This window comes from Nocardia nepalensis, assembly GCF_048910785.1.
GTDB classification, from domain to species: domain Bacteria; phylum Actinomycetota; class Actinomycetes; order Mycobacteriales; family Mycobacteriaceae; genus Nocardia; species Nocardia nepalensis.
Map to the genome: position 1 here is coordinate 396,981 of NZ_JBKBET010000003.1, position 23,302 is coordinate 420,282.

A 23,302-nucleotide genomic window follows, 5' to 3' on the forward strand; every position below is an offset into this window, starting at 1 on the left:
ACCACTGCCCCTTGCGGGAGCAAGCCCCGACAGTTGTCCGCTAACCGTGCCGACCTCGGCGGATGTCGATCCAGTGCACATCGGGCTAACTCCAGTTATCAACTGGTTGGACATGCACGTCGCGACCCACATCCCAAGATCACGCACCACGCCGCAGATCACAATAAGGCAACACCCCCACCTGCGCCATTCAAACTCGTTACCGTGTCCGATTCCCGTCACCGCGCACGCCGGAACCGGTTCCGTTCCGCGATCTTTCACTCGACCCCGGCAAGATCACGCAGGAGTGAACAGCAAATGCCGAGCGGCTCGATTCGACGCACAAACAAGGGCGCCTGTGGACCGAAGTCCACAGGCGCCCTTTCCGCTCCGGTAAGAGAGAGGTTCTAGCGCTGGGCGACCGCCGTGGGGGCGATCGGCGCGGGCAGCGCGGTCTCGCCTTCCAGGAACTTGTCGACCGCGGCGGCCGCGGCGCGACCCTCGGCGATGGCCCAGACGATCAGGGACTGGCCGCGGCCCATATCACCGGCGACGAAGACGCCCGGGATGTTGGTCGCCCAGTTCTTGTCGCGCTGGACATTGCCGCGCTGGTCGTAGCCGACGCCCAAACCTTCGAGCAGGCCCGGCTTTTCGGGACCGGTGAAGCCCATGGCGAGCAGCACCAGGTCGGCCTCGAGGGTGAAGTCGGTGCCCTCGACCTTCTCGAAGCGGCCGTTGACCATCTTGACCTCGTGCGCCTCCAGCGCGGTGACCTTGCCGTCCGCACCGACGAAGCGCTCGGTGTTCACGGAGAACACCCGCTCGCCGCCCTCCTCGTGCGCCGAGGAGACCCGGTACATGAGCGGGTAGGTCGGCCACGGAGTGGAGGTGGCACGCTCCTCCGGCGGCCGCGGCATGATCTCGAATTGGTGGATGCTCGCCGCGCCCTGCCGGTGCGAGGTGCCAAGGCAGTCCGCGCCGGTGTCACCGCCACCGATGATGACGACCTTCTTGTCCTTCGCGTGGATGGGCGGCAGGCCGTTCTCGTCGGTGACATCGTCGCCGAGCTGTACCCGGTTGGCCCACGGCAGGAATTCCATCGCCTGGTGGATGCCGTCCAGATCCCGGCCCGGGATCGGCAGGTCACGCGCCAGGGTGGCGCCACCGGCGAGCACGACCGCGTCGAACCGCGCGCGCAGCTCGTCGGCGGTGATGTCGACACCGACGTTCACACCGGTCTTGAAGATGGTGCCCTCGGCCTCCATCTGCGCCAGGCGGCGGTCGATGAAGCGCTTCTCCATCTTGAATTCCGGGATGCCGTAGCGCAGCAGGCCGCCGATGCGGTCGGCGCGCTCGAAGACGGTCACCGTGTGACCGGCCCGGGTCAGCTGCTGTGCGGCAGCCAGACCGGCCGGACCCGAACCGACGACGGCGACCTTCTTGCCGGTGAGGCGGGTCGGGTAGACCGGGGTCACCCAGCCCTCGTCGAAGGCGTTCTCGATGAGCTCGACCTCGACCTGCTTGATCGTCACCGGATCCTGGTTGATGCCGAGGACGCAGGACGCCTCGCACGGCGCCGGGCACAGCCGCCCGGTGAACTCCGGGAAGTTGTTGGTCGCGTGCAGCCGGTCGATGCCCTCACGCCACTGGCCCTTGTAGACCAGGTCATTCCATTCCGGGATCAGGTTGCCCAGCGGACAGCCGTTGTGACAGAACGGAATACCGCAGTCCATGCACCGGCTGGCCTGGGTCTGCAGGGTCTGGTGGGAGAAACCCTGCTCGTAGACCTCTTTCCAGTCCATCAGGCGCAGCGGAACCGGACGACGCGTCGGCAGTTCCCGTTTGGTGTGCTTCAGAAATCCTTGCGGGTCAGCCACGTGCCGCCTCCATGATCGCCTCGTCGACGTCCGTGCCGTTCTTCTCGGCCTCGGAAATCGCGAGCAAAACCTTCTTGTATTCGCGCGGCATAACCTTCACGAAGTGGTTCACCTGCTGGGACCAGTCGCTCAGAATGCGCTCGGCGACAGCCGAACCCGTCTGCTCGCGGTGCTGGGTGATGATGTCGCGCAGCCAGGTGAAGTCGTCACCGGCGAGCTGCTCGACCGCGTCGGCCTGCTCCGGGTTGAGCCTGGCCTCGAAGGTGCCGTTCGGGTCGTAGACGAACGCCACACCACCGGACATACCGGCGCCGAAGTTGCGGCCGGTCTCACCGAGGATGACCACCCGGCCACCGGTCATGTACTCACAACCGTGGTCGCCGACGCCCTCGACCACCGCGGTGGCGCCCGAGTTGCGCACGGCGAACCGCTCGCCGACCACACCGCTCAGGAATGCCTGACCGCTGGTCGCGCCGAACAGGATCACGTTGCCCGCGATGATGTTCTCTGCCGCGACGAATTCGGCCGGTGCGTTGAGCGAGGGGCGCACGACCAGGTGGCCGCCGGAAAGACCCTTGCCCACATAGTCGTTCGCGTCACCGTGTACCCGCAGCGTGATACCGGCGGGCACGAAGGCGCCGAAGCTGTTGCCCGCGGAACCGCTGAAGGTGATGTCGATGGTGTCATCGGGCAGGCCCGCGCCACCGTAGAGCTTGGTCACCTCGTGGCCGAGCATGGTGCCGACGGTGCGGTTCACGTTCGTGATCTTGGTTTCGAACTTCACCGCCTGACCACGCTCGAGCGCATCGCTGCTCTGCGCGATCAGCTGCTGGTCCAGCGCCTTGTCCAGGCCGTGGTCCTGGGTCTTGGTGCAGTAGCGGTCCTGACGCATGAACGCGGTCTCGACATCGTCGAGGATCGGCGAAAGGTCCAGCTTGCTGGCCTTCCAATGCGCCTTGGCCTGGGAGGTGTCGAGCATGTCGACCCGGCCGATGGCCTCGTCGAGCGTGCGGAAGCCCAACTCCGCCAGCAGTTCCCGGACCTCTTCGGCGACGAACAGCATGAAGTTCTCGACGAATTCCGGCTTGCCGGTGAAGCGTTCGCGCAGCACCGGGTTCTGCGTCGCGACACCGACGGGGCAGGTGTCGAGGTGGCAGACGCGCATCATGATGCAGCCCGACACCACCAGCGGCGCGGTGGCGAAACCGAATTCCTCGGCGCCGAGCAGCGCGGCGATCATCACGTCGCGGCCGGTCTTCATCTGACCGTCGACCTGTACGACGATGCGGTCGCGAAGTCCGTTGAGCAGCAACGTCTGCTGGGTCTCGGCCAGGCCGAGTTCCCATGGACCACCCGCGTGCTTCAGCGAGGTCAGCGGCGAGGCGCCGGTGCCGCCGTCGTGGCCGGAGATCAGCACCACGTCCGCGTGCGCCTTCGACACACCGGCCGCAACCGTGCCGACGCCGGGCTCCGCGACAAGTTTCACGTGAATCCGAGCCTGCGGGTTCGCATTCTTCAGGTCGTGGATCAGCTGCGCCAGATCCTCGATCGAGTAGATGTCGTGGTGCGGCGGCGGCGAGATCAGGCCGACACCCGGCGTCGAGTGCCGCACCTCGGCGACCCACGGGTACACCTTGTGCGCCGGAAGCTGGCCGCCCTCACCGGGCTTCGCGCCCTGGGCCATCTTGATCTGGATATCGGTGCAGTTGGTCAGGTAGTGGGCGGTGACACCGAAGCGACCCGAGGCGACCTGCTTGATCGCCGAACGCCGCCAGTCGCCGTTCTCCTCGACCTCGAAGCGGGCCGGGTGCTCGCCGCCCTCACCGGAGTTCGAGCGACCGCCGAGCCGGTTCATCGCGATCGCCAGGGTCTCGTGCGCCTCGGAGGAGATGGAGCCGTAGCTCATCGCGCCGGTGGAGAACCGCTTGACGATGGCGCTGGCGGGCTCGACCTCGTCGATGGAGATCGGCTTGCGCTCACCGGTCCTGAACTTGAACAGGCCGCGCAGCGAGGCCAGTCGCTCGGACTGGTCGTCGACCAGCTTGGTGTACTCCTTGAAGATCGAGTACTGACCGCTGCGGGTGGCGTGCTGCAGCTTGAAGACGGTGTCCGGGTTGAACAGGTGGTATTCGCCCTCGCGCCGCCACTGGTATTCGCCGCCCACCTCGAGTTCGCGGTGCGCGCGCTCGTTGCGGTTCTCCAGGAACGCCACGGTGTGCCGGGCCGCCACATCGGCGGCGATCTCGTCCAGGCCGATGCCGTCCAGATGCGAGCGCAGACCGGTGAAGTACTCGTCCACCAGGTCCTGCGACAGGCCGATGACCTGGAACAGCTGCGCGCCGGTGTAGGAGGCGATGGTGGAGATGCCCATCTTGGACATCACCTTGAGCACGCCCTTGCTCGCGGCCTTGTTGTAGTTCGCGACCGCCTTGCGGTAGTCGGCGGCCAGATCGCCGGTGCTGCCGGGCAGCTGGAGTCCGCCGCGCTCGAGCAGATCCTCGATGGTCTCGAAGGCCATGTACGGGTTGATCGCGGCCGCGCCGAAGCCGACCAGCATGGCCATGTGGTGCACCTCGCGGGCGTCACCGGCCTCGACGACCAAACCGACCATGGTGCGGGTGCGCTCGCGGACCAGGTGGTGGTGCACCGACGCGGTCAGCAGCAGCGACGGAATCGGCGCCAGCTTCTCATTGGACTCGCGATCGGACAGCACGATGATCCGCGCGCCGCCCTCGATCGCGGCCGAGACCTGGGTGTTGATGGCCTCGAGCGCCTTGCGCAGGCCCTTGCCACCCTTCTTCACCGGGTACAGACCGTGCACGACCACCGAACGCAGCTCCGGATGCGAGCCGTCGTCGTTGATGTGGATGAGCTTGGCCAGCTCGTCGTTGTCCAGAATCGGCTGCGGGATGGTGATCTGGTGGCAGGACTCCGGGCCGGGGTGCAGCAGATCGGCCTCCGGGCCGATGGCCCGGCGCAGGCTGGTCACCACTTCCTCGCGGATCGCGTCCAGCGGCGGGTTGGTCACCTGCGCGAACAGCTGGGAGAAGTAGTCGAAGAGCAGTCGCGGGCGCGACGACAGCACCGCGATCGGGGTGTCGGTGCCCATCGAGCCGAGCGCCTCCAGCCCCGTCTTGGCCATCGGCGAGATGAGCAGGTTCAGCTCTTCGTTGGTGTATCCGAAGATCTGCTGACGGATCAGCACGCGATCGTGCGACATGTGCACGTGCGGGCGATCGGGCAGGTCGGCCAGCTTGGTCACACCGGCGTCGAGCCATTCCTGGTACGGGTGCTCGGCGGCCAGCTGGCTCTTGAGTTCCTCGTCGCCGACGATGCGGCCCTGCGAGGTGTCGACCAGGAACATGCGGCCCGGCTGCAGCCGGACCTTCTTGACCACCTTGGCCGGATCGATATCGAGGACGCCGACCTCGGAGGCCATGACGACCAGACCGTCATCGGTGACCCAGACGCGGCTGGGCCGCAGGCCGTTGCGGTCGAGCACGGCGCCGACCACGGTGCCATCGGAGAAGCAGACCGATGCCGGGCCGTCCCACGGCTCCATCAGCATCGAGTGGTAGCGGTAGAACGCCCGCCGCTGCGGGTCCATGTTCTCGTTGCGTTCCCAGGCCTCGGGAATCATCATCAGCACCGCGTGGGGCAAGCTGCGGCCGCCGAGGTGCAGCAGTTCCAGCACCTCGTCGAAGCGCGCGGTATCGCTCGCCCCCGGGGTACAGACGGGGAAGATCTTCTCCAGGCGGTTGTTGCCGGCCTCGTCGATGCCGAAGACATCCGAGCGCAGCAGCGCCTCGCGGGCGCGCATCCAGTTCTCGTTGCCGGTGACGGTGTTGATCTCACCGTTGTGCGCGACCCGGCGGAACGGATGCGCCAGCGGCCACGACGGGAAGGTGTTGGTGGAGAACCGGGAGTGCACGATGCCGAGGGCGGACTCCACCCGGTCGTCCTGCAGGTCCAGGTAGAAAGCGCGCAGCTGCGGCGTGGTGAACATGCCCTTGTAGACGAAGGTCTGCCCGGACAGGCTCGGGAAGTAGACCGACTCCTTGCCGACCGCACCCTCACCGGCGCCCGCCTTGCCGAGCTCGTGCTCGACCCGCTTGCGCACGACGTAGGCGCGGCGCTCCAGGTCCATGCCCGACAGCTGTTCGGCCGAACCCTTCGGCGAGCCGATGAAGATCTGACGGAAGGTCGGCATGGCGTCGCGGGCCAGCGCACCGAGGGTGGACTCATCGGTGGGCACGTCGCGCCAGCCCAGGACGGCCAGGCCCTCGGATTCGACGATGCGCTCCAGGCCGTAGGCCGCCTTGGTCGCCTCGCGACGGGCCTGCGGCAGGAAGGCGATACCGGTGGCGTAGGAGCCCTCCGGCGGCAACTCGAAATCGACCACGGCGCGGAAGAACCGGTCCGGAATCTGGATCAGGATGCCCGCGCCGTCACCACTATTGGGTTCGGCGCCCGCGGCACCGCGGTGCTCCAGATTCAACAGAGCCGTAATAGCCTTGTCGACGATGTCGCGGCTGCGGCGGCCGTGCATGTCGACGACGAATGCGACACCGCAGGCGTCGTGTTCGTTCGCCGGGTCATAGAGCCCGATGGGTCCGGGGGACCTGTGGCCAGGAAGTTGCGTCATGCCTCTGCCTTCAAGAAAGTCGGCCTCGATGAATCGGCCTATGGGAAAGGGGCCTTTCGTCGATTGCCTCCGTCAAGACTGCGCCCGTACGTTGCGAAACCAGCCGCGCTGATGGTCTTCTTCGTGCAGTCACGGTCTCCAGTTGTCCACCCGCTGCTGTGACGTAGGGGTGCTCGTCGGTAACGGAACGCTTACGTGTTCCTTACCTCCGCGCGGGTGCTCGCCCGCTACGCTTGGGCACCGGATTTCCGAGCCCGAGCGGGCGATAGTGCCGAACATTCTGTGTTCGGCGTAAGAGCAAACGATAAGTCAGGTCCTGAGCCCAACCAACTTAGGTTGTGCTAATAACAAGGTCTAGCTGGGCTTCTTCATTCGGTCCTCCACGTGTGCGCGTTGTCCAGTGTAAAGCAGCGAACACGGTGGGATCGATCCCCTTGGCACCCCGTGCCAACCTGCGACAACGGGCACCCAGGACCCGCGCGACGGCGAACCGCATACGCGAGAACCGGCGCTCACCTGCATCGAAGTGGATTTCCCCTGCTTCACACGACGCAAACCCGATCCGCAGTGGCTAACTGGTCAGCGGGGTGGATGAGAGATTTCCGACAGGGGCGTGACGAGCACACAACCTGATCCGACCATCCGGATTCTTTTACATTCTGTGGGATTCAGCACATTTCCAGCAACCCGAATGCGAGTGCTTTACAACACATTTCCGGTCTCCGACACACAGTGCCGGAGGACTTGCGGCCTATAGCACACCGGACTAAGGACCGCACAGCGCGGCGGCGGCCCTGACCAGGGCCGCTTGGTGCAGCGGGTCGGCACGTCCGGAGGTAAGGGCCCCGAGCACCGGCGATGCCAGGCGCTGGGCACAATTCGGTCCGGTGAGCTCGGCGCGGCGCAGCGCGAGTTGGTCGATGATCTCCGCGTTCACCCGGTCGATCACCGGGCGCACGGTGGCCAGATCCGGCGGCGTGCTCGGCACCGCGGCCGGATCGAAGCGCCAGCGGGTGACCAGGCCGCGCTGGACGATCTTATTGGCCTCGATCTGACCCGAGAACACCTGGTGGATCCAGCTTTCCGGCAGTCCGCGCTCGGCGCCGAGGCGCGCCATCGAGTCGTATACCTGCGCTTCGCGTGCCGGATCGTCGATCGAGGGCTCGCCACCGTTCTGCGCGGCCGTCGCCCATTTGGCCGCGGCGACAGCGTCGGCGGTGTCCAGGCGTTCGGTCAGCAGTGCGACGATGCGGTCCAGAGCCGGGTCGTCGTCGAGTGTTTGCGCGCCGCTGTCGGGGGCAGCCATCAACAGTGCGGCCGCCACACAGACCACAACCCTCGCCGAGCCTCGGAAAAACATTCGCACCACCCCGTCCGGTTCCGGTCAACTACGCCAGATTAAGGGTGAGCGCGCGCACAAGTCCGGGCGGAATCGGCAATTCTGTGAGCCTTACCACATCCCCGGTTCCTCATTCGGTGTGTCGCGGCCGCGCCTGTCACGCTGTGACAACGAATCTGTGACAGTTTCGCCGGTCCTATCGAGCGACCTGCAAGCAGTCGCTAGCGGCGCGGCCGCCATGACTGGGATGTAGAGGATGTGGGATCCCATGACAGTCACCGGCTTGTTCAGCTGGCTCGGCGGAGGTCTCGGGCGCGAGCAGGGTGGAATAGAACTCAACGAACGGCATGAGCGGGCGGGCTATGCCGTGAGCGGTGCCGTCGTACTGCTGTTCGCGACGGCGGCCGGCTTGGTCACCACACTTGCCCTGGCCGCGGCCGATGCCATGCCCTTATTCGCGATCGTCTTCGTCGCGATCGTCGGCGCACTGCTGGCCGGTGCGGTGGCCCGCGCACTCGCGACCGCGCGACCGGCCAGCGGACCGGACCGCCGCGGCCTCGCCGGACGGATCGCGGTCGCGGTCGGTGCCGGTGTGCTGGTCGCCGAACTCGCCTCGACGGTGCTCTTCGGCGGCACCATCGACCGGCTGCTGGATGAAAAGGCCCAGCGCGCCGTCGATTCCGCGCCCGCCGTGGTCACCGCGACCACCGAACTCGACCGCGCCAAGGCCGATCGCGCGGCGCTGGATCAGTCGATTGTCAAAGCGCAGGCCGATATCGACCACGCATTGGTGATCGCGCGCTGTGAGTACAACCCGACACCGGAGTGCCCGCAGACCAGGATCACCGGCGTGCCGGGCCGCGGACCCGAATCGCAGACCGCCAACGAAATGCTCGACGACGCGCGCAAGCAGCTGGCCGCGGCGCAGAACCGGGTGGCCGGGCTGGATCAGCGGATCGCCGATGACCAAAAGGCCGTCACCGCAGCGGGTTCCGTCGCCTTCGCCGATGCCGATCGCGGCCTGGGCGCGCGCTGGCTGGCGATGAACGACTACACCACCGGCACGGCGGGGGCCTTCCTGCTGCGGGTGCTGACCATCATTGTTTTCGTCCTGCTCGCGCTGCTGCCGCTGATCCTGCGGTGGTGGCGCGGCGAGACCTCATTCGATCGGCGACTGGCCTTCCACACCGTGCAGGACCGCGCCGAACGCAGCGCCGATGCCGCCATCGCGGTCAAGCGGGCCGAGGTGCGGGCCGAGGCCGAAACCCTGCGCGCCGAACAGCAATTGACCGCCGCCCGACTTGCCGTCGAGGCCGATACCGCCATCGACCGGGAGCGCCAGCGCACCCGGATCATCGCCGCCATCGGCGGGCTGGAGATCGGCATCACCGAACCCCAACACCTCGTTGGAAATCAGCGTCGTGGCGAACTCCCAGCCGGAACGGCTGGCGACCGAGAGGACAGCTCCGTGTCTCAGGAGGGCATCGTGACACCGAACCTACCGGCCACCGTCAGCGCGGGGGCGCTCGCACCGACCAGCGCGGCTGGCACGGTGGTGCCGCATGTCGCGTCGGCCGCACCCGCCGCACCCAAGGGCGGCGGCCTGGAACTTCCGCTGATCGGCACCGTGCCGTTCAGCGATACCGCGGCCCGCTGGATCCGGCCGCTGGTGCCCTCGTTCGTCGCGAACGCGATCGACACCGCCACCCACCCGCTGCGCACCGCGCGGCAGGCGTTCGAGGAGGTCGAGGAGATCACCTTCACTCTGCGCCGCACCCGCAAGGTGACCGTGGACTCCCAGGATTCGCATGCACCGGCCATCGGTCAGCCGGCCCAGGCCGGTTACCAGCTGCCACCCGGCACCCCCGATTCCTGGCACGCCCAGCGCATCGCGGCCACCGTCGTGGACGCGGATTACCCGCAGTACGCCCAGGACCCGCGCTACTCGGCACTGCCCTCGGCCGCCGCACCCCAGGGCTACGGCCTGCCCCCGGTCGAACGCCACGACGAACTCTCGGCCCGCCAGCGCAACGAACTGCCCGGCCGCCGCGGCCCGCGGGAACTCCCGCCCGCGAACTGATCGGACGCGGTTCCGACGGACGCACGGGTGCGTTGCGGCACTGTTCGGTATCCGCGGGTCCGCTGCTCCCTGCCGGCCGTCGCCATTCGATACCTTCCTGACGGCCGGGGCCGCGCCGCTGTCCGATCGGATCGCCCGAACGGCACCATCGCGCGTGTGCTCGGTCCGATCTCCTATCACCTGTGCCGCTCGAGCGGCGACTGCGGCGGCAGATCGAACTCGGTGGCGAACGGGTTGAGCGAGTCATGTTGGTGATGCACGACTATCTGTCGCGGATGTGCGCGATGTGGCCGGCGCCGCGGCGTGGTGTCGTTGCCCAGGACGGGAGCCAGGCCGTCTCGGGGAGCGGGGTCAGGCTCGCGAAGTGGTTGATGATCGCCCGAAGTCCCGGGTGCGGATTCGTTCTGGGGAACATGAGGCAGAGCGGGTAGGCGAGCGTCGGATTCACGATCGGGATGCGGCGTAGGTCGTGGTTCGTCGGCCAGATGTACCGATCGCGCGCGCCGACAAGGGTGGCGACGTCGGCGGAGTCCGCGAGGGCGTCCAGTAGTACCTCGTCACCGAAGTTCGGGCCGGCCGCGTCGATGCGGAGGTCGAAGGCGGTGGCGAGCTGATCGTAGAACTCTGCCCATTCGCTTCGGGGCACGATGCCCGGTACCCAGATCCGAAGCTTGCGCAGCTGGGGTGGGGTCAGTGTTCGTGCGGAGGCAAGCGGATGCCTGGGGCCGACGAGCAGTTCCAGCGGCGAGTCGAAGGCGTGGATCATTTGCACGTCGCGCGGCAGCGTGGCCGGATCGGTGACGGTGCGGAACGAGGCGTCGATATCGCCTGCCTGGACGGCGGCGGCCGCCACGTGCGGATCGTTGACCTTCAGGGTCACCACGTCCAGGTCGGTTTCGGGATGCGAGCGCCAATAGTCGTGCAGAACGACGGCCTGCGCGCTCCGCAGGCCCAGAACGTCGATCCGAAGGGCCCGCGAGCCCGGCCTGACCGCGGTGACGGCGCGATCGACGCCCGCGACGATGCTGCGCGCGTGTGGGAGGAACGCTTGGCCGTCGAGCGTCAGTTCGACCCCTCGGGCGGTCCGGGTGAACAGGCGGACATCCAGCTCACGCTCCAGGGCGGCGATCCGCTTCGAGACCGCCTGCTGCGTTACGCCCAGCTCGTCGGCCGCGTGTTGCAACTGTCCGAGCTCCGCCGCCCGGACAAACGATCGCACTGCCTCGGTATCCATTGGTCCAGCTTATATCTGCACAACTGATCGTTGTGGCTCACCGAACGGCGGTTGTTTGATCCTGCTGTGGCGTAGGCGATTTGATTCAGTGATCCAAACATCGGTTGTTGCAGGGGAGTCATATGGGCGTGAAATCGGGGTCCGCTTTCGGCTGGCTGTGGTCGGCCTACGCCGTCAGCACATACGGCACGTGGATCGCCTTCGGAGCGTTCCCGCTCATCGCGGTTCGTGTGCTGCACTCATCGGCATTCGCGGTTTCGCTGCTGGAGGCGGCCGGGCCTGCCGTCGCGGCGATCATCGCGTTCCCGCTCGGGCCGTGGGTCGAGCACCGGCCCAAGCGTCCGGTGATGATCGCGACGGACCTGGCCCGGTTCCTCGCGATGGCCAGTGTTCCGATCGCGTACTTCCTCGGCGTGCTGTCCTACGGCCAGTTGCTGGTCGTCTCGGTCATCTCCGTAACCGCGAGCATCGCCTTCACCGCCGCATCCGGCGCGTACCTGAAATACCTCGTCCGCGGCGATCACCTCCTTACCGCGAACGCGAGGTTCGAGGGCACGAGTTGGGTGGCGACCGCGGCCGGACCGCCCCTCGGCGGCGCGCTCATCGGGCTGCTCGGTCCGGTCGTCACCGTCATGGCCGACGCCCTCAGCTACCTGCTATCCGCACTCGCGGTCCTGCGCATCCGCGGAGGCGACGTCGCGGCGCCCCGCGATCCGGCCGCCAGGTTGCGCGGAGCCGACCTGCTTCGTGGCTGGCGGTTCATCCGCCACGACCGCGCACTACGTCGCCTGTTCCTCAATCAGATCCTGGTCGGCGGCCTGATCATGGCCACCGCCCCGCTCCTGGCCGTCCTCTTGCTGGGCGAATACCACTTCCCGGCCTGGCAGTACGGTCTTGCCTTCGGCATCCCGGCACTCGGCGGCTTAGTGGGCGCCCGCCTCTCCACCCGCCTCGTGCAGCGCTACGGCCGGCACCGAGTCATGACCGTCTCGGGCTGGCTGCGATCGCTTTTCCCGCTGGGTCTCGCGTTCATCCATCCCGGCGTCACCGGACTCCTCACCGTGATCATCGTCGAGGGCCTGCTGATCATCTGCATGGGCATCTTCAACCCGATCTACGCCACCGAACGCCTGCAGCGGACTCCCGCGGATCATGCCGCCCAAGTCCTCAGCACGTGGAGTGTCAGCGGCAAACTCGTGCAGGCCGCCCTCATGGTGATCTGGGGCATCCTCGCCACACTCACCAGCCCCATCGCGGCTATCACCATCGCCGGCGTTCTCCTGCTCGCCACCCCACTCTTGCTGCCCGAACGGACACACTTGCTCGACACCGAACCGGCACTGTCGGCCGAAGACGTCCCGGCCGCATGACCCACCGCGACGCCCCGCTCACCGGGGAAGAGCAGGCCCATCGAGCGCAGTCGCACCCGCCCGATCGCGCATTTGCCGCAGAGAGGGGGATAGCGGCCGCCGCCACCGCATCACCGGCGTACACGCCGAGGCGCAACGCAAGATCGAACGAGGTGGCGGTGGCCGCCGCTATCGCGGGTGCGGAGCTTAGTCTGCAACGCATGCCAGACAATGACGTGCGGACCAAGCCGGACGCGGGGGCTGCCCCCTGGGGGTCGCGGCTGCTCGGGTCTGCCGCGGAATCGGCTGGCAAGCGGCGGATTCGGGTACAGCTGCTGCTGACGCTGCCGTTGCTGATCGCGAATCTCACCGGGATCTTCGTATCGATCGCGCTGACCGGGTTCGTGCTGCCCGGCCCGACGGTGTTCACCAGGCGGCTGGTGCTGCTCGATTTCGTCGCCACACCGCTCTATGGGGCGCTGGCCCTGGTGATCGGACTCTGGTGGGGCACGACGCGTGGACTGGGTGCGCTGCGGTGGGCGATCGATCCGGATCAGGTGCCGACCGAGGCGGAGCAGCTCGCGGCAACCCGGGTGCCGATGCGGCTGGTGCGGTGCCAGGCAGTGCTGTGGCTGGGCGGCATGGCGGTGCTGACCACGCTGTACGGACTGTCGGATCCGGCGCTCATCCCGAAAATCGTGTTCGGTATCGGGTTCAGCGCGATCGTGGTGTGCGCCAACAGTTATCTGATCATCGAGTTCGCACTGCGGCCCTCGACCGCGCGGGTGCTCGAGGCCGCGGCCTCGCGACGGCGGCGCGGCATCGGTGTGTTCGGGCGGTCGATTCTGGCCTGGACGCTGGGTTCCGCGGTTCCGATGACCGCGTCGATGGTGGTGGCCATTCTGGCGCTGACCATGGACGAGGTGAGCACGGCGCGGCTGGCGGTGTGCATGTTGGCGTTCGGCGGCGCCGGACTCTGCTTCGGTCTATTGCTGATGACACAGACCCTGGCGGCGACGGTCGCCCCCATCCGCGGCGTGCGCCGCGCACTGCGTCAGGTGGAGGACGGCGATCTCGATATCGCGCTCACGGTCTACGACGGCACCGAATTGGGTGAGTTGCAAAGCGGATTCAACCGCATGGTGGCGGGTCTGCGCGAGCGCGAACAGATCAGGGACCTGTTCGGCAGGCATGTCGGCCACGATGTCGCCGAGGCGGCACTCGAGGGCGAGCCGAATCTCGGCGGCGTGGAATGCGAAGCGGCCGTGCTGTTCATCGACATCATCGGCTCGACGACCATGACCGCCACCCGCCCCGCCACCGAAATCGTCGCCATCCTGAACAGCTTCTTCGACATAGTGGTCGATGAGGTCGAACAGTGCGGCGGGCTACTCAACAAATTCGAGGGCGATGCCGCGCTGGCCGTCTTCGGCACGCCGGCGCCACTCGGCGACGCAGCGGGCGCGGCCCTGTCCTGCGCCCGCGCCATCCGAAACCGCCTGACCGCGCGGGCCGCCGACTTCACCGCCGCCATCGGCGTGGCCGCGGGCCGCGTCGTCGCGGGCAATGTCGGCGCGCACCAACGCTATGAATTCACCGTCATCGGCGATGCGGTCAACGAGGCCGCCCGCCTCTGCGAACTCGCCAAAACCGATCCGCATCGCCTCCTCACCTCCGCCCCCACCATCGCCGCCGCCAACCCGTCCGAAGCGAAACAGTGGACCCTCGGCGAATCCGTCCTGCTGCGCGGCAGGGTCACGGCGACCCAACTCGGACGGCCGCAGACCCATTAGCCGTCGTGCATTTTCACCAGCACTCGAATCGGTGTCGATCATTCGACGCAACGTGGGTACGACTTCGCCCCGCTCGACCTTCGAACGGGGCGAAATCTCCTCGGCTACATCGGGTTACGCGCGGGCCGTGCGCAATTGGAAGGCCACCACCGCGGCGATCAGCAGCACGACTGCCGTGCCGATCGCGGCGACGTGGACGCCCGAGACGAAGGCCTCGTGCACCGATGTCAGGAATCCGCTGGCCACCGATTCCGGCAGTTCGCGCGCGAATTCGGTAGCGCCGCCGAGGGATTCCGAGGCCGCGCCGGTCTGCTCGCTCGGTACCCGGGACAGGTCGAGTCCGCCGCGGAATACCGCCATGGTGACGCTGCCGAGCACGGCGACACCGAGCGCGATGCCGGTCTCGTAGGCGGTCTCCGAGACCGCCGCGGCCGCACCGGCCCGCTCCGCCGGAGCCGAGCTGACCACCAGATCGGACGAAACCGTCAGTGCCACACCGACACCCGCGCCGAGCAACAGGAACCCGACGATGAACGGGGCCGTACTGGTCGCCGAATCCGGGCTCAGCCACAGGAACAGCGCCGAACCGATCGCGGCGAATACCAGTGCGCCACCGAGCACCAGCCCGGGACGCAGCACCCGGACCAACCACGCCGCCGCCAATGAGGCGAGCACGCTGGCCGCGAGACCGGGAAGCAGGAGCAATCCGGCCCGCATCGGCGAATGTCCCAGCACCAACTGCAGATACTGCGAGCCGGAGAACAGCACACCGGCCAGCGCGAAGACCGCGAGCAGATTGGTGAGGACCGCGGTGCGGAAGCTGGGGAGCGCGAACAGCTTCAGGTCGATCATCGGGTGGGTGAGTCCACGCTGCCGGTGCACGAACGCCACACCCGCGACGACACCGACCGCACCGATCACCAACAGCCGCACACTCATACCGTGCGCCGCGGATTCCTTGACCGCGTACACCACCGGCACCAGCGCCAACATGGACAGCGCCGCGCTCGGCAGGTCGAAGCGGCCGGGCCGCGGGTCGCGGGATTCCGGAATGAGCGCCGGGCCCACCGCCAGCAGCACCAGCAGCACCGGCAGGTTCACCAGGAATACCGAACCCCACCAGTAGTGCTCGAGCAGCCAGCCGCCGAGCAGCGGACCCGCCGCCGCACCACCCCCGGCCATCGCCGCCCACACCGAAATCGCGACGGTGCGCTGCCGTGGATCCAGGAACATCGACCGGATCAGCCCCAGCGTCGCGGGCATCAGCGTCGCACCCGCGACACCTTGCAGCACGCGCGCGGCGATCAGCATTTCCGGATCAACCGACCAGGCGGCCAGCGCCGAGGCGAGTCCGAATCCGAAGGCTCCGATCAGCAGCAGTCTGCGCCGCCCGATCCGGTCGCCGAGATTGCCCATCACGACCAGCAGTCCGGCCAGGACGAACGAGTACACGTCGATGATCCACAGCAGCTGCGGTGTGGTCGGCGCCAATTCCGCGCTGATCGCGGGCACCGCGAGGTCGAGCACGGTCGCGTCGACGGCAAGCAGCAGCAGGGCCAGCGCGAGCACGACCAGGCCCGCCCAATCACGGACCGTGGCGCGCGGCGGGACGATCCCGGTGTCCTTCTCGATCTGTGTGGTCATCGCCTTCTCGATTTCCGTCTTCGGTCTTCTTACCGTCCAGACGGTACAGTAAATCAACATTACCGTCCAGCCGGTATAGTCACGGCGGTGACGGCAAACACTCGCGACCGGATCCTGGACGCGCTCGAAACCCTGCTGCTGGAAAAGGGGATGTCCCAGGTGACCCTCGAGAACGTCGCCGCGACCGCCGGTGTCTCCAAGGGCGGACTGCTGTACCACTTCAAGAGCAAGGACGCCCTGCTCGCTGGCCTGGTACGCCGACTGGGGGAACGTGCTGGACAACAACTCGACGCCGCCGTCGCCAAGGGCACATCGGTCGCCGAGTGGTATCTGCAGACCCCGAATCCGGACGATGCCTCGGACGCACTGGAACTCGCGCTCTACCGATCGATGGTCGCCGCCATGCGCACCGTCGATGCCAAATCCGGCCCGGAGACCGATGAGGTGCGCCAAGCGCTGGCCGACATGATGAACGGCTGGTCGGCCGGTCTGGACACCGACGTCGACGATCCGGTGCGGGCCGACATCATCCGGTTGGTCGGCGACGGCGCCTACATGCGCGCCCTGCTCGGCCTACCGGCCGTCGACCCGGCGCGCTACCGGAAAGTCGTGGACCGACTGCTCGAGCGCTGACCCGACGCACCATCCATACGTTGTGACCCGCCTGGCGGGTCGCCGACGATTAGACTCGGCCGCGTGCTACCTGCCGCCGAATCGGCCGGTGCCGTCGGGGCGGGGAACGATCCGGTACCAGGGTCCCCTGGAACGACGGTGCCGATCCGTCCATTGAGCTTTCGCGAACTCCTCGACGAGCCGTTCGCGCTGATCCAGGCGAATATCGTCGTGCTGGTCTGCACCACCGCGATCGGGCTCGTCCTGGCCGAGCTCGTGGTCGTCGGTGTCACCGGGGGGATTTCATATCTGACCGAAGGCTCCGACGCGGGAACCGCGTGGGCGGCGATCCTCGCGACGGCGGCCTGCGCCTGGTTGCTGCGGTTCCTGCTGCGCGGAATGACCGTCGGGGTCGCACTGGCGACGGTGGCCGGATCACCGATCGGCTGGCGCACCGCGCTGGGCCGGGTGGGTGCGGTCGCGGGTCCGCTGCTGGCGTTCCAGGTGCTGTACACCCTGGTCGGCGTCGGCGTACTGGTCGGCGGCAGCATTCTGATCATCACCTATCCGTTCGCGCTGATCTGGCTCGGCTATCTGCGGGCCGGGCGATTCGTCGCGGTGCCGGTCATCTTCGTCGAGCGGACCACGCACGCCGGGGCGGTGGCGCGCTCGAAGCTGCTGGTCGAGGGCGCCCAGTCATCGATCACCGGATTGTGGTTCGCCTGCCGCGCCCTGGTGGTCCTGATCGCCGTGCCGCTGCTCGGCATTCCGTGGTACCTCGCGGATTTCACCGGAACCCATCGCTGGCAGGTCATCGTCCTGCTCACTTCCGCGGTGTTGTTGATCATCGCCTTCGGTGAGGTTGTCGAGTCGGCGACGCGGGTGGTGTCGTATGTCGATCGGCGGTGCCGTCGCGAGGGGCTCGATATCCGGGTGCCGGGGACGGAAAAGAGATGAGCGAAGCACCAGATAGCGATTCCATCAGAGGTGTCGCTCAGGCGACCGGTGCGCCGGACTTCACCGCACCGACCGAGCCCGCGGCACCGCTGCCGCCGCGACTCGGGCCGGCGGACAACCACCGCGAGGCCGCCGAGAATGCCGCGCTGCACCGCGATTTCGATACCGCGCTGCGTGAACGATTCCGTGCGGTGCTGCGCGGCCTCGAACAGCGCGGCATGTTGGAGGTCCGCCGCTCGCGGACCGCCCGGGAAACCGCCGACGACGCGACGACCGCGCTGCCGCTGGAGGCCGCTACCGAATTACATCCGGCCGCATACAGTTTCGACGAGGTCGTCTACGGCGGTCGGCACGCGACCGAGGACGAGTACCGCAGACTCGAATACGCCGACCGGTACTCGCGCAGCGCCCCACCGCCCGCGGCGGAACCGGCCGAGGCGACGATCACCGAAAAGACCAGGACCCGCCGACAACTCCCGCCGCTGCCCGACCTGCTGCGCAATCCGAAATTCTGGGCAGCGCTGCTGGCCGTCATCGCGTTGGTCGTGCTGCTGTACGCCGTGTTGAATTCGTGCGCCGCGCCCGCCCCGCACAAGCCGACGCCGCCGGACATCCCGCCGCCGAACAAACATCCCGAGCAGCGCCCGGACGACGGCGGCTCGGGCTTCGGCGCGGGCAAGGACTCCATCTTCGGCAGGCTGCCCGCACCGCTGGCCTTCGGCGGACTCCAATTCCTGATCGCGGCCGCACTCGTGGTGTGGTGGCGGGCGCGCCGCCGCGGTGCGCTGGTCGGTGAACCGAGGCCGGTCGAGGTGGCGGCGAACGAACTGCTCGGCGGTCAGGCCGCGCTGTATCGCCGGTCGAAGGACCACGAACATGTCGCCGCCCGGCTGCGCGCCGCGACACTGCGCCGCATCCGTCCCATGCTCGGTGTGACCACCGATGCCACCCCGGATCGACTCATCGCGACGATCGCCACCCGCACCAGGGCCGATCCGGCCATGATCGGCGCCGCACTGTACGGACCGGTGCCCGATGCGAGCACCCTGCAACTCGTTGCCACACAACTCGAATGGATAGAGGCGGAGGTCGGATGACCAGCACGGACACCAACCACACCCCCACCGCCGAGGAGGCGGGCGCGGCATTCGCCGCGCTGCGTGCCGAAATCGGCAAAGCGGTGATCGGCAACGACAACGCGATCATGTACCTGGTGCTCGCACTGCTCTGCCGCGGCCATGTGCTGCTGGAAGGCGTGCCGGGCGTGGCCAAGACGCTGCTCGTTCGGGCGCTCGCGACGGCCCTGGATCTCGAGCACGCCAGGGTTCAGTTCACCCCGGATCTGATGCCGAGCGATGTAACCGGCTCGCAGATCTACGACCCGCATACGACCGAGTTCACCTTCCGGCAGGGCCCGGTCTTCACCAACCTGCTGCTCGCCGACGAGATCAACCGCACGCCCCCGAAAACCCAATCGGCGCTGCTGGAATCGATGGAGGAACGCCAGGTTTCGGTGGACGGCAAGCCGCAGCCGCTGCCGGATCCGTTCGTGGTGGTCGCCACCCAGAACCCGATCGAGCAGGAGGGCACCTACCCGCTGCCGGAGGCGCAGCTGGACCGGTTCCTGTTCAAGGTCGATATCCAATTGCCCGGCCGCGACGACGAATTCCGCATCCTGCAGCGGCACGCGGGCGGATTCGATCCGCGCGATCTGGCCGCCGCCGGTCTGCGGCCGGTAGCGGGGCCCTCGCATATCGCCTCGGCGCGGGCGGCGATCACCCGGGTCACCATCAGCCCCGAGGTGCTCGCCTACACGGTGGATATCTGCCGGGCCACCCGCAACTCCCCCGCGGTGCAACACGGCGCGTCCACCCGTGGGGCGACCTCGTTGATGGCTGCCTCGCGCGCCTTCGCCTGGCTGAACGGCCGCGGGTTCGTGACGCCGGATGACGTGAAATCTGTTGCGGTGGCGGTCCTTCGACACCGTCTGCACCTGCGGCCCGAGGCGGAGTTGGACGGTGTGACGACCGAGGGTGTCATGTCGTCGCTGCTGCTGTCGGTTCCGGTTCCGGTGTAACTCGTGGTCGTCACCGGTCGGCTCGCCGTGACGGCGGTGCTGCTCGCGCTGTTCGTCGGCTTCGTCATGCCGTCCTGGCTCGGCGTTGTCCTCGTGACGAGTCTGCTTGCCGCCCTTGTCCTTTTCGATCTGGGCACGGTGGCGCGGCCCCGCGATCTCACGCTGTCCAGGGAACAGCTGACGGTGATCCGGCTCGGCCGCGCCGCTGACGTGGAACTCAGCGTGGTGAACAACGGAACCCGCACCGTGCGCGGGCGGATGTGGGACGACTGGCCCGGCAGTGCCCGCGCCGAAACCCGCACGCACCGACTGGATCTGCCGCCCAACACCCGCCTGCGCGTACACACCACGCTGACGCCCACCTACCGCGGCGATCGGGTCGCGGGTCCGGTGACGGTGCGCCTGTTCGGCCTGCTGGGCATGGCCGGATGGCAGAGCCGCCACACGGTGCCCGCCCGGGTCCGCGCGCTGCCCGAATTCCGCAGTGAACGCCTGCTGCGCTCGAAGGTGAAACGGCTGCAACATCTCGAGGGCCGCAATGTCGCGAATCTGCGCGGTCAGGGCACCGAATTCGATTCGTTCCGCGAGTATGTCGCCGGCGATGACGTCCGGGCCATCGACTGGCGCGCGACCGCCCGCGCCAAAGACGTCCTGGTGCGCACCTGGCGGCCGGAACGCAACCGCCACATGCTGATGGTGCTCGATACCGGCCGCATCAGCGCGGGCCGCGTCGGCGCGGGCACCCGCCTGGACGCGAGCATCGAGGCCGCACTGCTGCTCGGCGGACTCGCCGCCGCGGCGGGCGATTCGGTGGACCTGCTCGCCTACGACCGCAAGGTCCGCACCGAGGTGCGCGGCGTCGGCGGCCGCCGCCTGCAGCTGAAACTCATGCACGCCATGGCGGGCGTGACCCCCGCACTGGTCGACACCGACAGCGCGGGTCTGGTCCGCGCCGCCATCCAACGCACCCGCCGCCGCAGCCTGGTGGTCTGGTTCACCAGTCTCGACGGCGCCGCCGTCGAAGAAAACCTGCTCCCGGTGCTCCCGACCCTCGCCCAACGCCACCGCGTCCTGATCGTCTCGGTCACCGACCCCGACGTCGCCGCGGCGGCCGCCAACCGCGCCACCCTCGCCGACCTCTACCCCGCGGCCGCCGCCGAATCCCTGCTCGCCGAACGCGCCCTGGTCCAGGAATCCCTGCGCCGCATGGGCATAGCCGTCGTAGCGGCCTCCCCCGGCCGCCTCCCCGAAGCCCTGGCCGACGAATACCTCGAACTCAAACAGTCCGGCACGATGTGAGTCGCGGCCTAGCTCGCGCGGGCGATCGGCATGGGGCGCGGGCCGGCCATCACCATCGGGGCGACTATCGGGGCGAGGGTGCGGCGTTGGCGTTCGGCGATGACCGCGCCGAGGATCTGTACGGGTGGGTAGTTCGCGGGGACGGGGATCTGCAGACGGTCGCAGACGGCGACGACCAGGGTGTGGCCGAGGTTCGCCTGGACGGCGGGGGTGAGGGTGTTGACGCGGGACAGGTACTGGCGCACCGCGAGCGCGAGATCTTCGTGGATGCCGGACAGGTCCAGCTGTCCGGACCAGGCGACGAGCCAGGGCGGCGCGACGGCCAGCAGCGGGAACGGCACGCGGCGCTGACCGTGCACGACGACGGTGCCCGCGAGCACATCGCCGACCCGGCGCGCATTCGGCGAGCACATCGAGGTGACCACGCCGACCGCACCGAACGCGCCCAACATCCAGAAGTCGACGATCACGCCCGCAAGACCGCGGGTCAGGGCGTGACGGAAATCGATCGGCCCGCCGTCGCCGCGCACCACCCGCAGGCCGAGCGCCAACTTCCCGATGGTCCGTCCGCGCATGAGGGTTTCGCAGAGCACCGGATAGCCGACCAACGTTGCGACGATCGCGGTGATCAGCGCCGCACTGAACCACGCGATGTCCGCACCGGAGAAGGCCAGCACCAGGCTCAGGACGAACACCAGGATGCTGCCCAGCACGAACTGCACCAGCACGTCCAAGAGGAACGCGATGGCCCTGGTCGGGATCCGCGCGATCGGCAGCTCGAGTGCGACCGCTTCGCCGGTGGTGAATTCAGCCATGTCGATAGCATTCTTCCGACCGGCGGTATGGGAGGCAACCAATGGACATAGACGCGTACAGCTACGCACAGCGGGGGGCGTGGGATCGGCTGGCCTATCTGGCCGGGCGGCGCAAGCTCAGCGGCGCCGAGGCCGACGAACTGGTCGCGCTGTACCGGCGCACCTCACAGCAGTTGGCGCGCCTGCAATCGCACAGTCCGGATCCGGAACTCATCGCCGGACTCAGCGCGCTGCTGACCAAGGCGCGCGGCCGGGTGCTGGGCACCAAGGGCGACGCGTGGCACGAGGTGGGCCGGTTCTTCACGCACCGCTTCCCCGCGACGCTGTATCGGGCGTGGCCGTGGTGGGTGGCGGTGGCGGCGGTGTTCATCATGGTCTCCACCGGTCTGGCCGTCTGGATATCCGGATCCGGTTCGGCGCGCGATGTGTTCGGCATCACCAACGACAACGACTGGCTCACCGCACCGGGCGGGGAATTCGAGACCTACTACTCCGAACATCCGCACGACGCCTTCGCCGCGCAGGTATGGACCAACAACGCCTGGGTGACGGCGATGGTGCTGTTCACGGGCGTGCTGATCCTGCCGGCGGTGTACCTGCTGTTCGGGAACGCGCTGAATACGGCGGTGACCGGCGGGCTGATGGCCGAGGCCGGTCGGCTCGATTCGTTCTTCGGGTTCATCCTGCCGCACGGCACGCTCGAGCTGACCGCGATCTTCGTGGCGGGCGGCGTCGGACTGAAGCTGGGCTGGACGCTGATCGATCCGGGCCGATCGAGTCGGCTGGAGGCGGTGGCGCGCCAGGGCCGGGCGACCGCGACGGTCGCGCTCGGTCTGGTCGCGGTGCTGCTGGTCTGCGGTCTGCTCGAGGGTTTCGTGACGCCGAGTTCGCTGCCGGTGCCGGTGAAGGTCGGCATCGGATTCGTCGCGGAGGCATTGTTTCTCGGCTACGTCTTCGTGGTCGGTCGCCGCGCCGCGCTCGAGCAGGACGCCCGGGCCGCGGCCGAACTCGGTCTACCCGGCACGGATATCACGGACCGTTGGCAGACAACGCCGAGCACACGATGAGTGAAATGGGTCCGGGCAATCAGTAGCAACGCTGAGCCGCGGATGAGTTTCGAAGTCCCCCAATTGAGTTCCGCTGGCCGCAGCGAGTCCAGCTCAGCTGCGGCCAGCGTTACCGTCAACTGTACACAATCGTTATCCCGACGCAACCCTCCCCGCCGTGGTCAAGCGTATAAAGCAGGCCCCCAGCAAACCCATGTGGGCACATGGTTTTTCACTCATCCAGCAAACTCGTAGCGGCAATCCGGGGGGCCCACACAAGGCCTCGCGAAGCACCTTCAGTGCGCGATCCCAGATCACGTTCGGAAAACCTTCGATCGCCGACAAACTTTCTTCGACCGATTAACTGGACGGAAAACATAGATCTCTCCATGTTCCCGCAACATGCTCCCGACCTGGGGATTCCATGGCCGATAATTGCGTTAGCTGACCGTTGGATGAACTAAAAGCAACCTCAGGTTTGTTTACCGGCTAATAAACGTGATCTACACCTAGTCGCAACCCTTCAACGTGGACTTGCATCCGGTCAAGATCATGA

Annotated in this window: 15 protein-coding genes; 9 read left to right on the forward strand and 6 right to left on the reverse strand. The window is 67.6% G+C overall.

What is annotated here, in order from left to right; all coding sequences use genetic code 11:
* Positions 1–386: 386 nt before the first annotated feature.
* The 3 genes from ACHQ4I_RS02395 to aroQ form a co-directional block, all read right to left on the reverse strand.
* On the reverse strand, positions 387–1,856 hold the full coding sequence (locus ACHQ4I_RS02395) for a glutamate synthase subunit beta (RefSeq protein WP_420769973.1): 1,470 nt from the start codon (positions 1,854–1,856) through the stop codon (positions 387–389).
* The gene (gene gltB / locus ACHQ4I_RS02400; protein WP_420769974.1) at positions 1,849–6,501 is read right to left on the reverse strand and encodes a glutamate synthase large subunit; all 4,653 of its coding nucleotides are present in this window, start codon (positions 6,499–6,501) and stop codon (positions 1,849–1,851) included. The genes ACHQ4I_RS02395 and gltB overlap by 8 nt, the downstream gene beginning before the upstream one ends.
* Before the next feature lie 766 nt (positions 6,502–7,267).
* Positions 7,268–7,861 (reverse strand): gamma subclass chorismate mutase AroQ, encoded by a 594-nt coding sequence (gene aroQ, locus ACHQ4I_RS02405; protein WP_420769975.1) that lies wholly within the window; start codon positions 7,859–7,861, stop codon positions 7,268–7,270.
* A gap of 247 nt (positions 7,862–8,108) precedes the next feature.
* Here aroQ and ACHQ4I_RS02410 point away from each other — a divergent pair, with 247 nt between their 5' ends.
* Positions 8,109–9,920, forward strand: a complete 1,812-nt coding sequence (locus tag ACHQ4I_RS02410; protein WP_420769976.1) for a DUF4407 domain-containing protein — start codon at positions 8,109–8,111, stop codon at positions 9,918–9,920.
* Positions 9,921–10,182: 262 nt separating this feature from the next.
* On the opposite strand, the gene ACHQ4I_RS02415 is transcribed toward ACHQ4I_RS02410, so the two are convergent.
* Entirely contained in the window at positions 10,183–11,154 is a 972-nt protein-coding gene (locus ACHQ4I_RS02415; RefSeq protein WP_420769977.1) for a LysR family transcriptional regulator, read from the reverse strand.
* A gap of 122 nt (positions 11,155–11,276) precedes the next feature.
* Here ACHQ4I_RS02415 and ACHQ4I_RS02420 point away from each other — a divergent pair, with 122 nt between their 5' ends.
* Both ACHQ4I_RS02420 and ACHQ4I_RS02425 read left to right on the forward strand, forming a co-directional pair.
* Positions 11,277–12,524: an MFS transporter gene (locus ACHQ4I_RS02420; RefSeq protein ID WP_420769978.1), complete on the forward strand. Its 1,248-nt coding sequence runs from the start codon at positions 11,277–11,279 to the stop codon at positions 12,522–12,524.
* Between the two features lie 200 nt (positions 12,525–12,724).
* Positions 12,725–14,296, forward strand: coding sequence for an adenylate/guanylate cyclase domain-containing protein (locus ACHQ4I_RS02425; RefSeq protein ID WP_420769979.1), 1,572 nt, complete (start codon positions 12,725–12,727; stop codon positions 14,294–14,296).
* A gap of 114 nt (positions 14,297–14,410) precedes the next feature.
* Here the strand turns inward: ACHQ4I_RS02425 and ACHQ4I_RS02430 are convergent, their stop codons facing one another.
* Positions 14,411–15,940 carry an MFS transporter gene (locus ACHQ4I_RS02430; RefSeq protein WP_420769980.1) on the reverse strand — a complete coding sequence of 510 codons (1,530 nt, stop codon included), beginning with the start codon at positions 15,938–15,940 and terminating at the stop codon, positions 14,411–14,413.
* A gap of 87 nt (positions 15,941–16,027) precedes the next feature.
* Between ACHQ4I_RS02430 and ACHQ4I_RS02435 the strand changes: the two genes are divergently transcribed.
* From ACHQ4I_RS02435 to ACHQ4I_RS02455, 5 genes are all read left to right on the forward strand, one after another.
* On the forward strand, positions 16,028–16,573 hold the full coding sequence (locus tag ACHQ4I_RS02435; protein WP_420769981.1) for a TetR/AcrR family transcriptional regulator: 546 nt from the start codon (positions 16,028–16,030) through the stop codon (positions 16,571–16,573).
* Positions 16,574–16,711: 138 nt separating this feature from the next.
* Entirely contained in the window at positions 16,712–17,509 is a 798-nt protein-coding gene (locus ACHQ4I_RS02440; protein ID WP_420769982.1) for a hypothetical protein, read from the forward strand.
* The gene (locus tag ACHQ4I_RS02445; protein ID WP_420769983.1) at positions 17,506–18,606 is read left to right on the forward strand and encodes a DUF4129 domain-containing protein; all 1,101 of its coding nucleotides are present in this window, start codon (positions 17,506–17,508) and stop codon (positions 18,604–18,606) included. Before ACHQ4I_RS02440 ends, ACHQ4I_RS02445 begins: the two co-directional genes overlap by 4 nt.
* Positions 18,603–19,586, forward strand: coding sequence for an AAA family ATPase (locus ACHQ4I_RS02450; protein ID WP_420769984.1), 984 nt, complete (start codon positions 18,603–18,605; stop codon positions 19,584–19,586). Before ACHQ4I_RS02445 ends, ACHQ4I_RS02450 begins: the two co-directional genes overlap by 4 nt.
* A 3-nt stretch (positions 19,587–19,589) precedes the next feature.
* Positions 19,590–20,885, forward strand: a complete 1,296-nt coding sequence (locus ACHQ4I_RS02455; protein ID WP_420769985.1) for a DUF58 domain-containing protein — start codon at positions 19,590–19,592, stop codon at positions 20,883–20,885.
* A gap of 8 nt (positions 20,886–20,893) precedes the next feature.
* On the opposite strand, the gene ACHQ4I_RS02460 is transcribed toward ACHQ4I_RS02455, so the two are convergent.
* Complete coding sequence (locus ACHQ4I_RS02460) at positions 20,894–21,700, reverse strand: RDD family protein (RefSeq protein ID WP_420769986.1); 807 nt, start codon at positions 21,698–21,700, stop codon at positions 20,894–20,896.
* A 41-nt stretch (positions 21,701–21,741) separates the two neighbouring features.
* Between ACHQ4I_RS02460 and ACHQ4I_RS02465 the strand changes: the two genes are divergently transcribed.
* Complete coding sequence (locus ACHQ4I_RS02465) at positions 21,742–22,767, forward strand: stage II sporulation protein M (RefSeq protein ID WP_420769987.1); 1,026 nt, start codon at positions 21,742–21,744, stop codon at positions 22,765–22,767.
* The last annotated feature ends 535 nt before the right edge of the window (positions 22,768–23,302 follow it).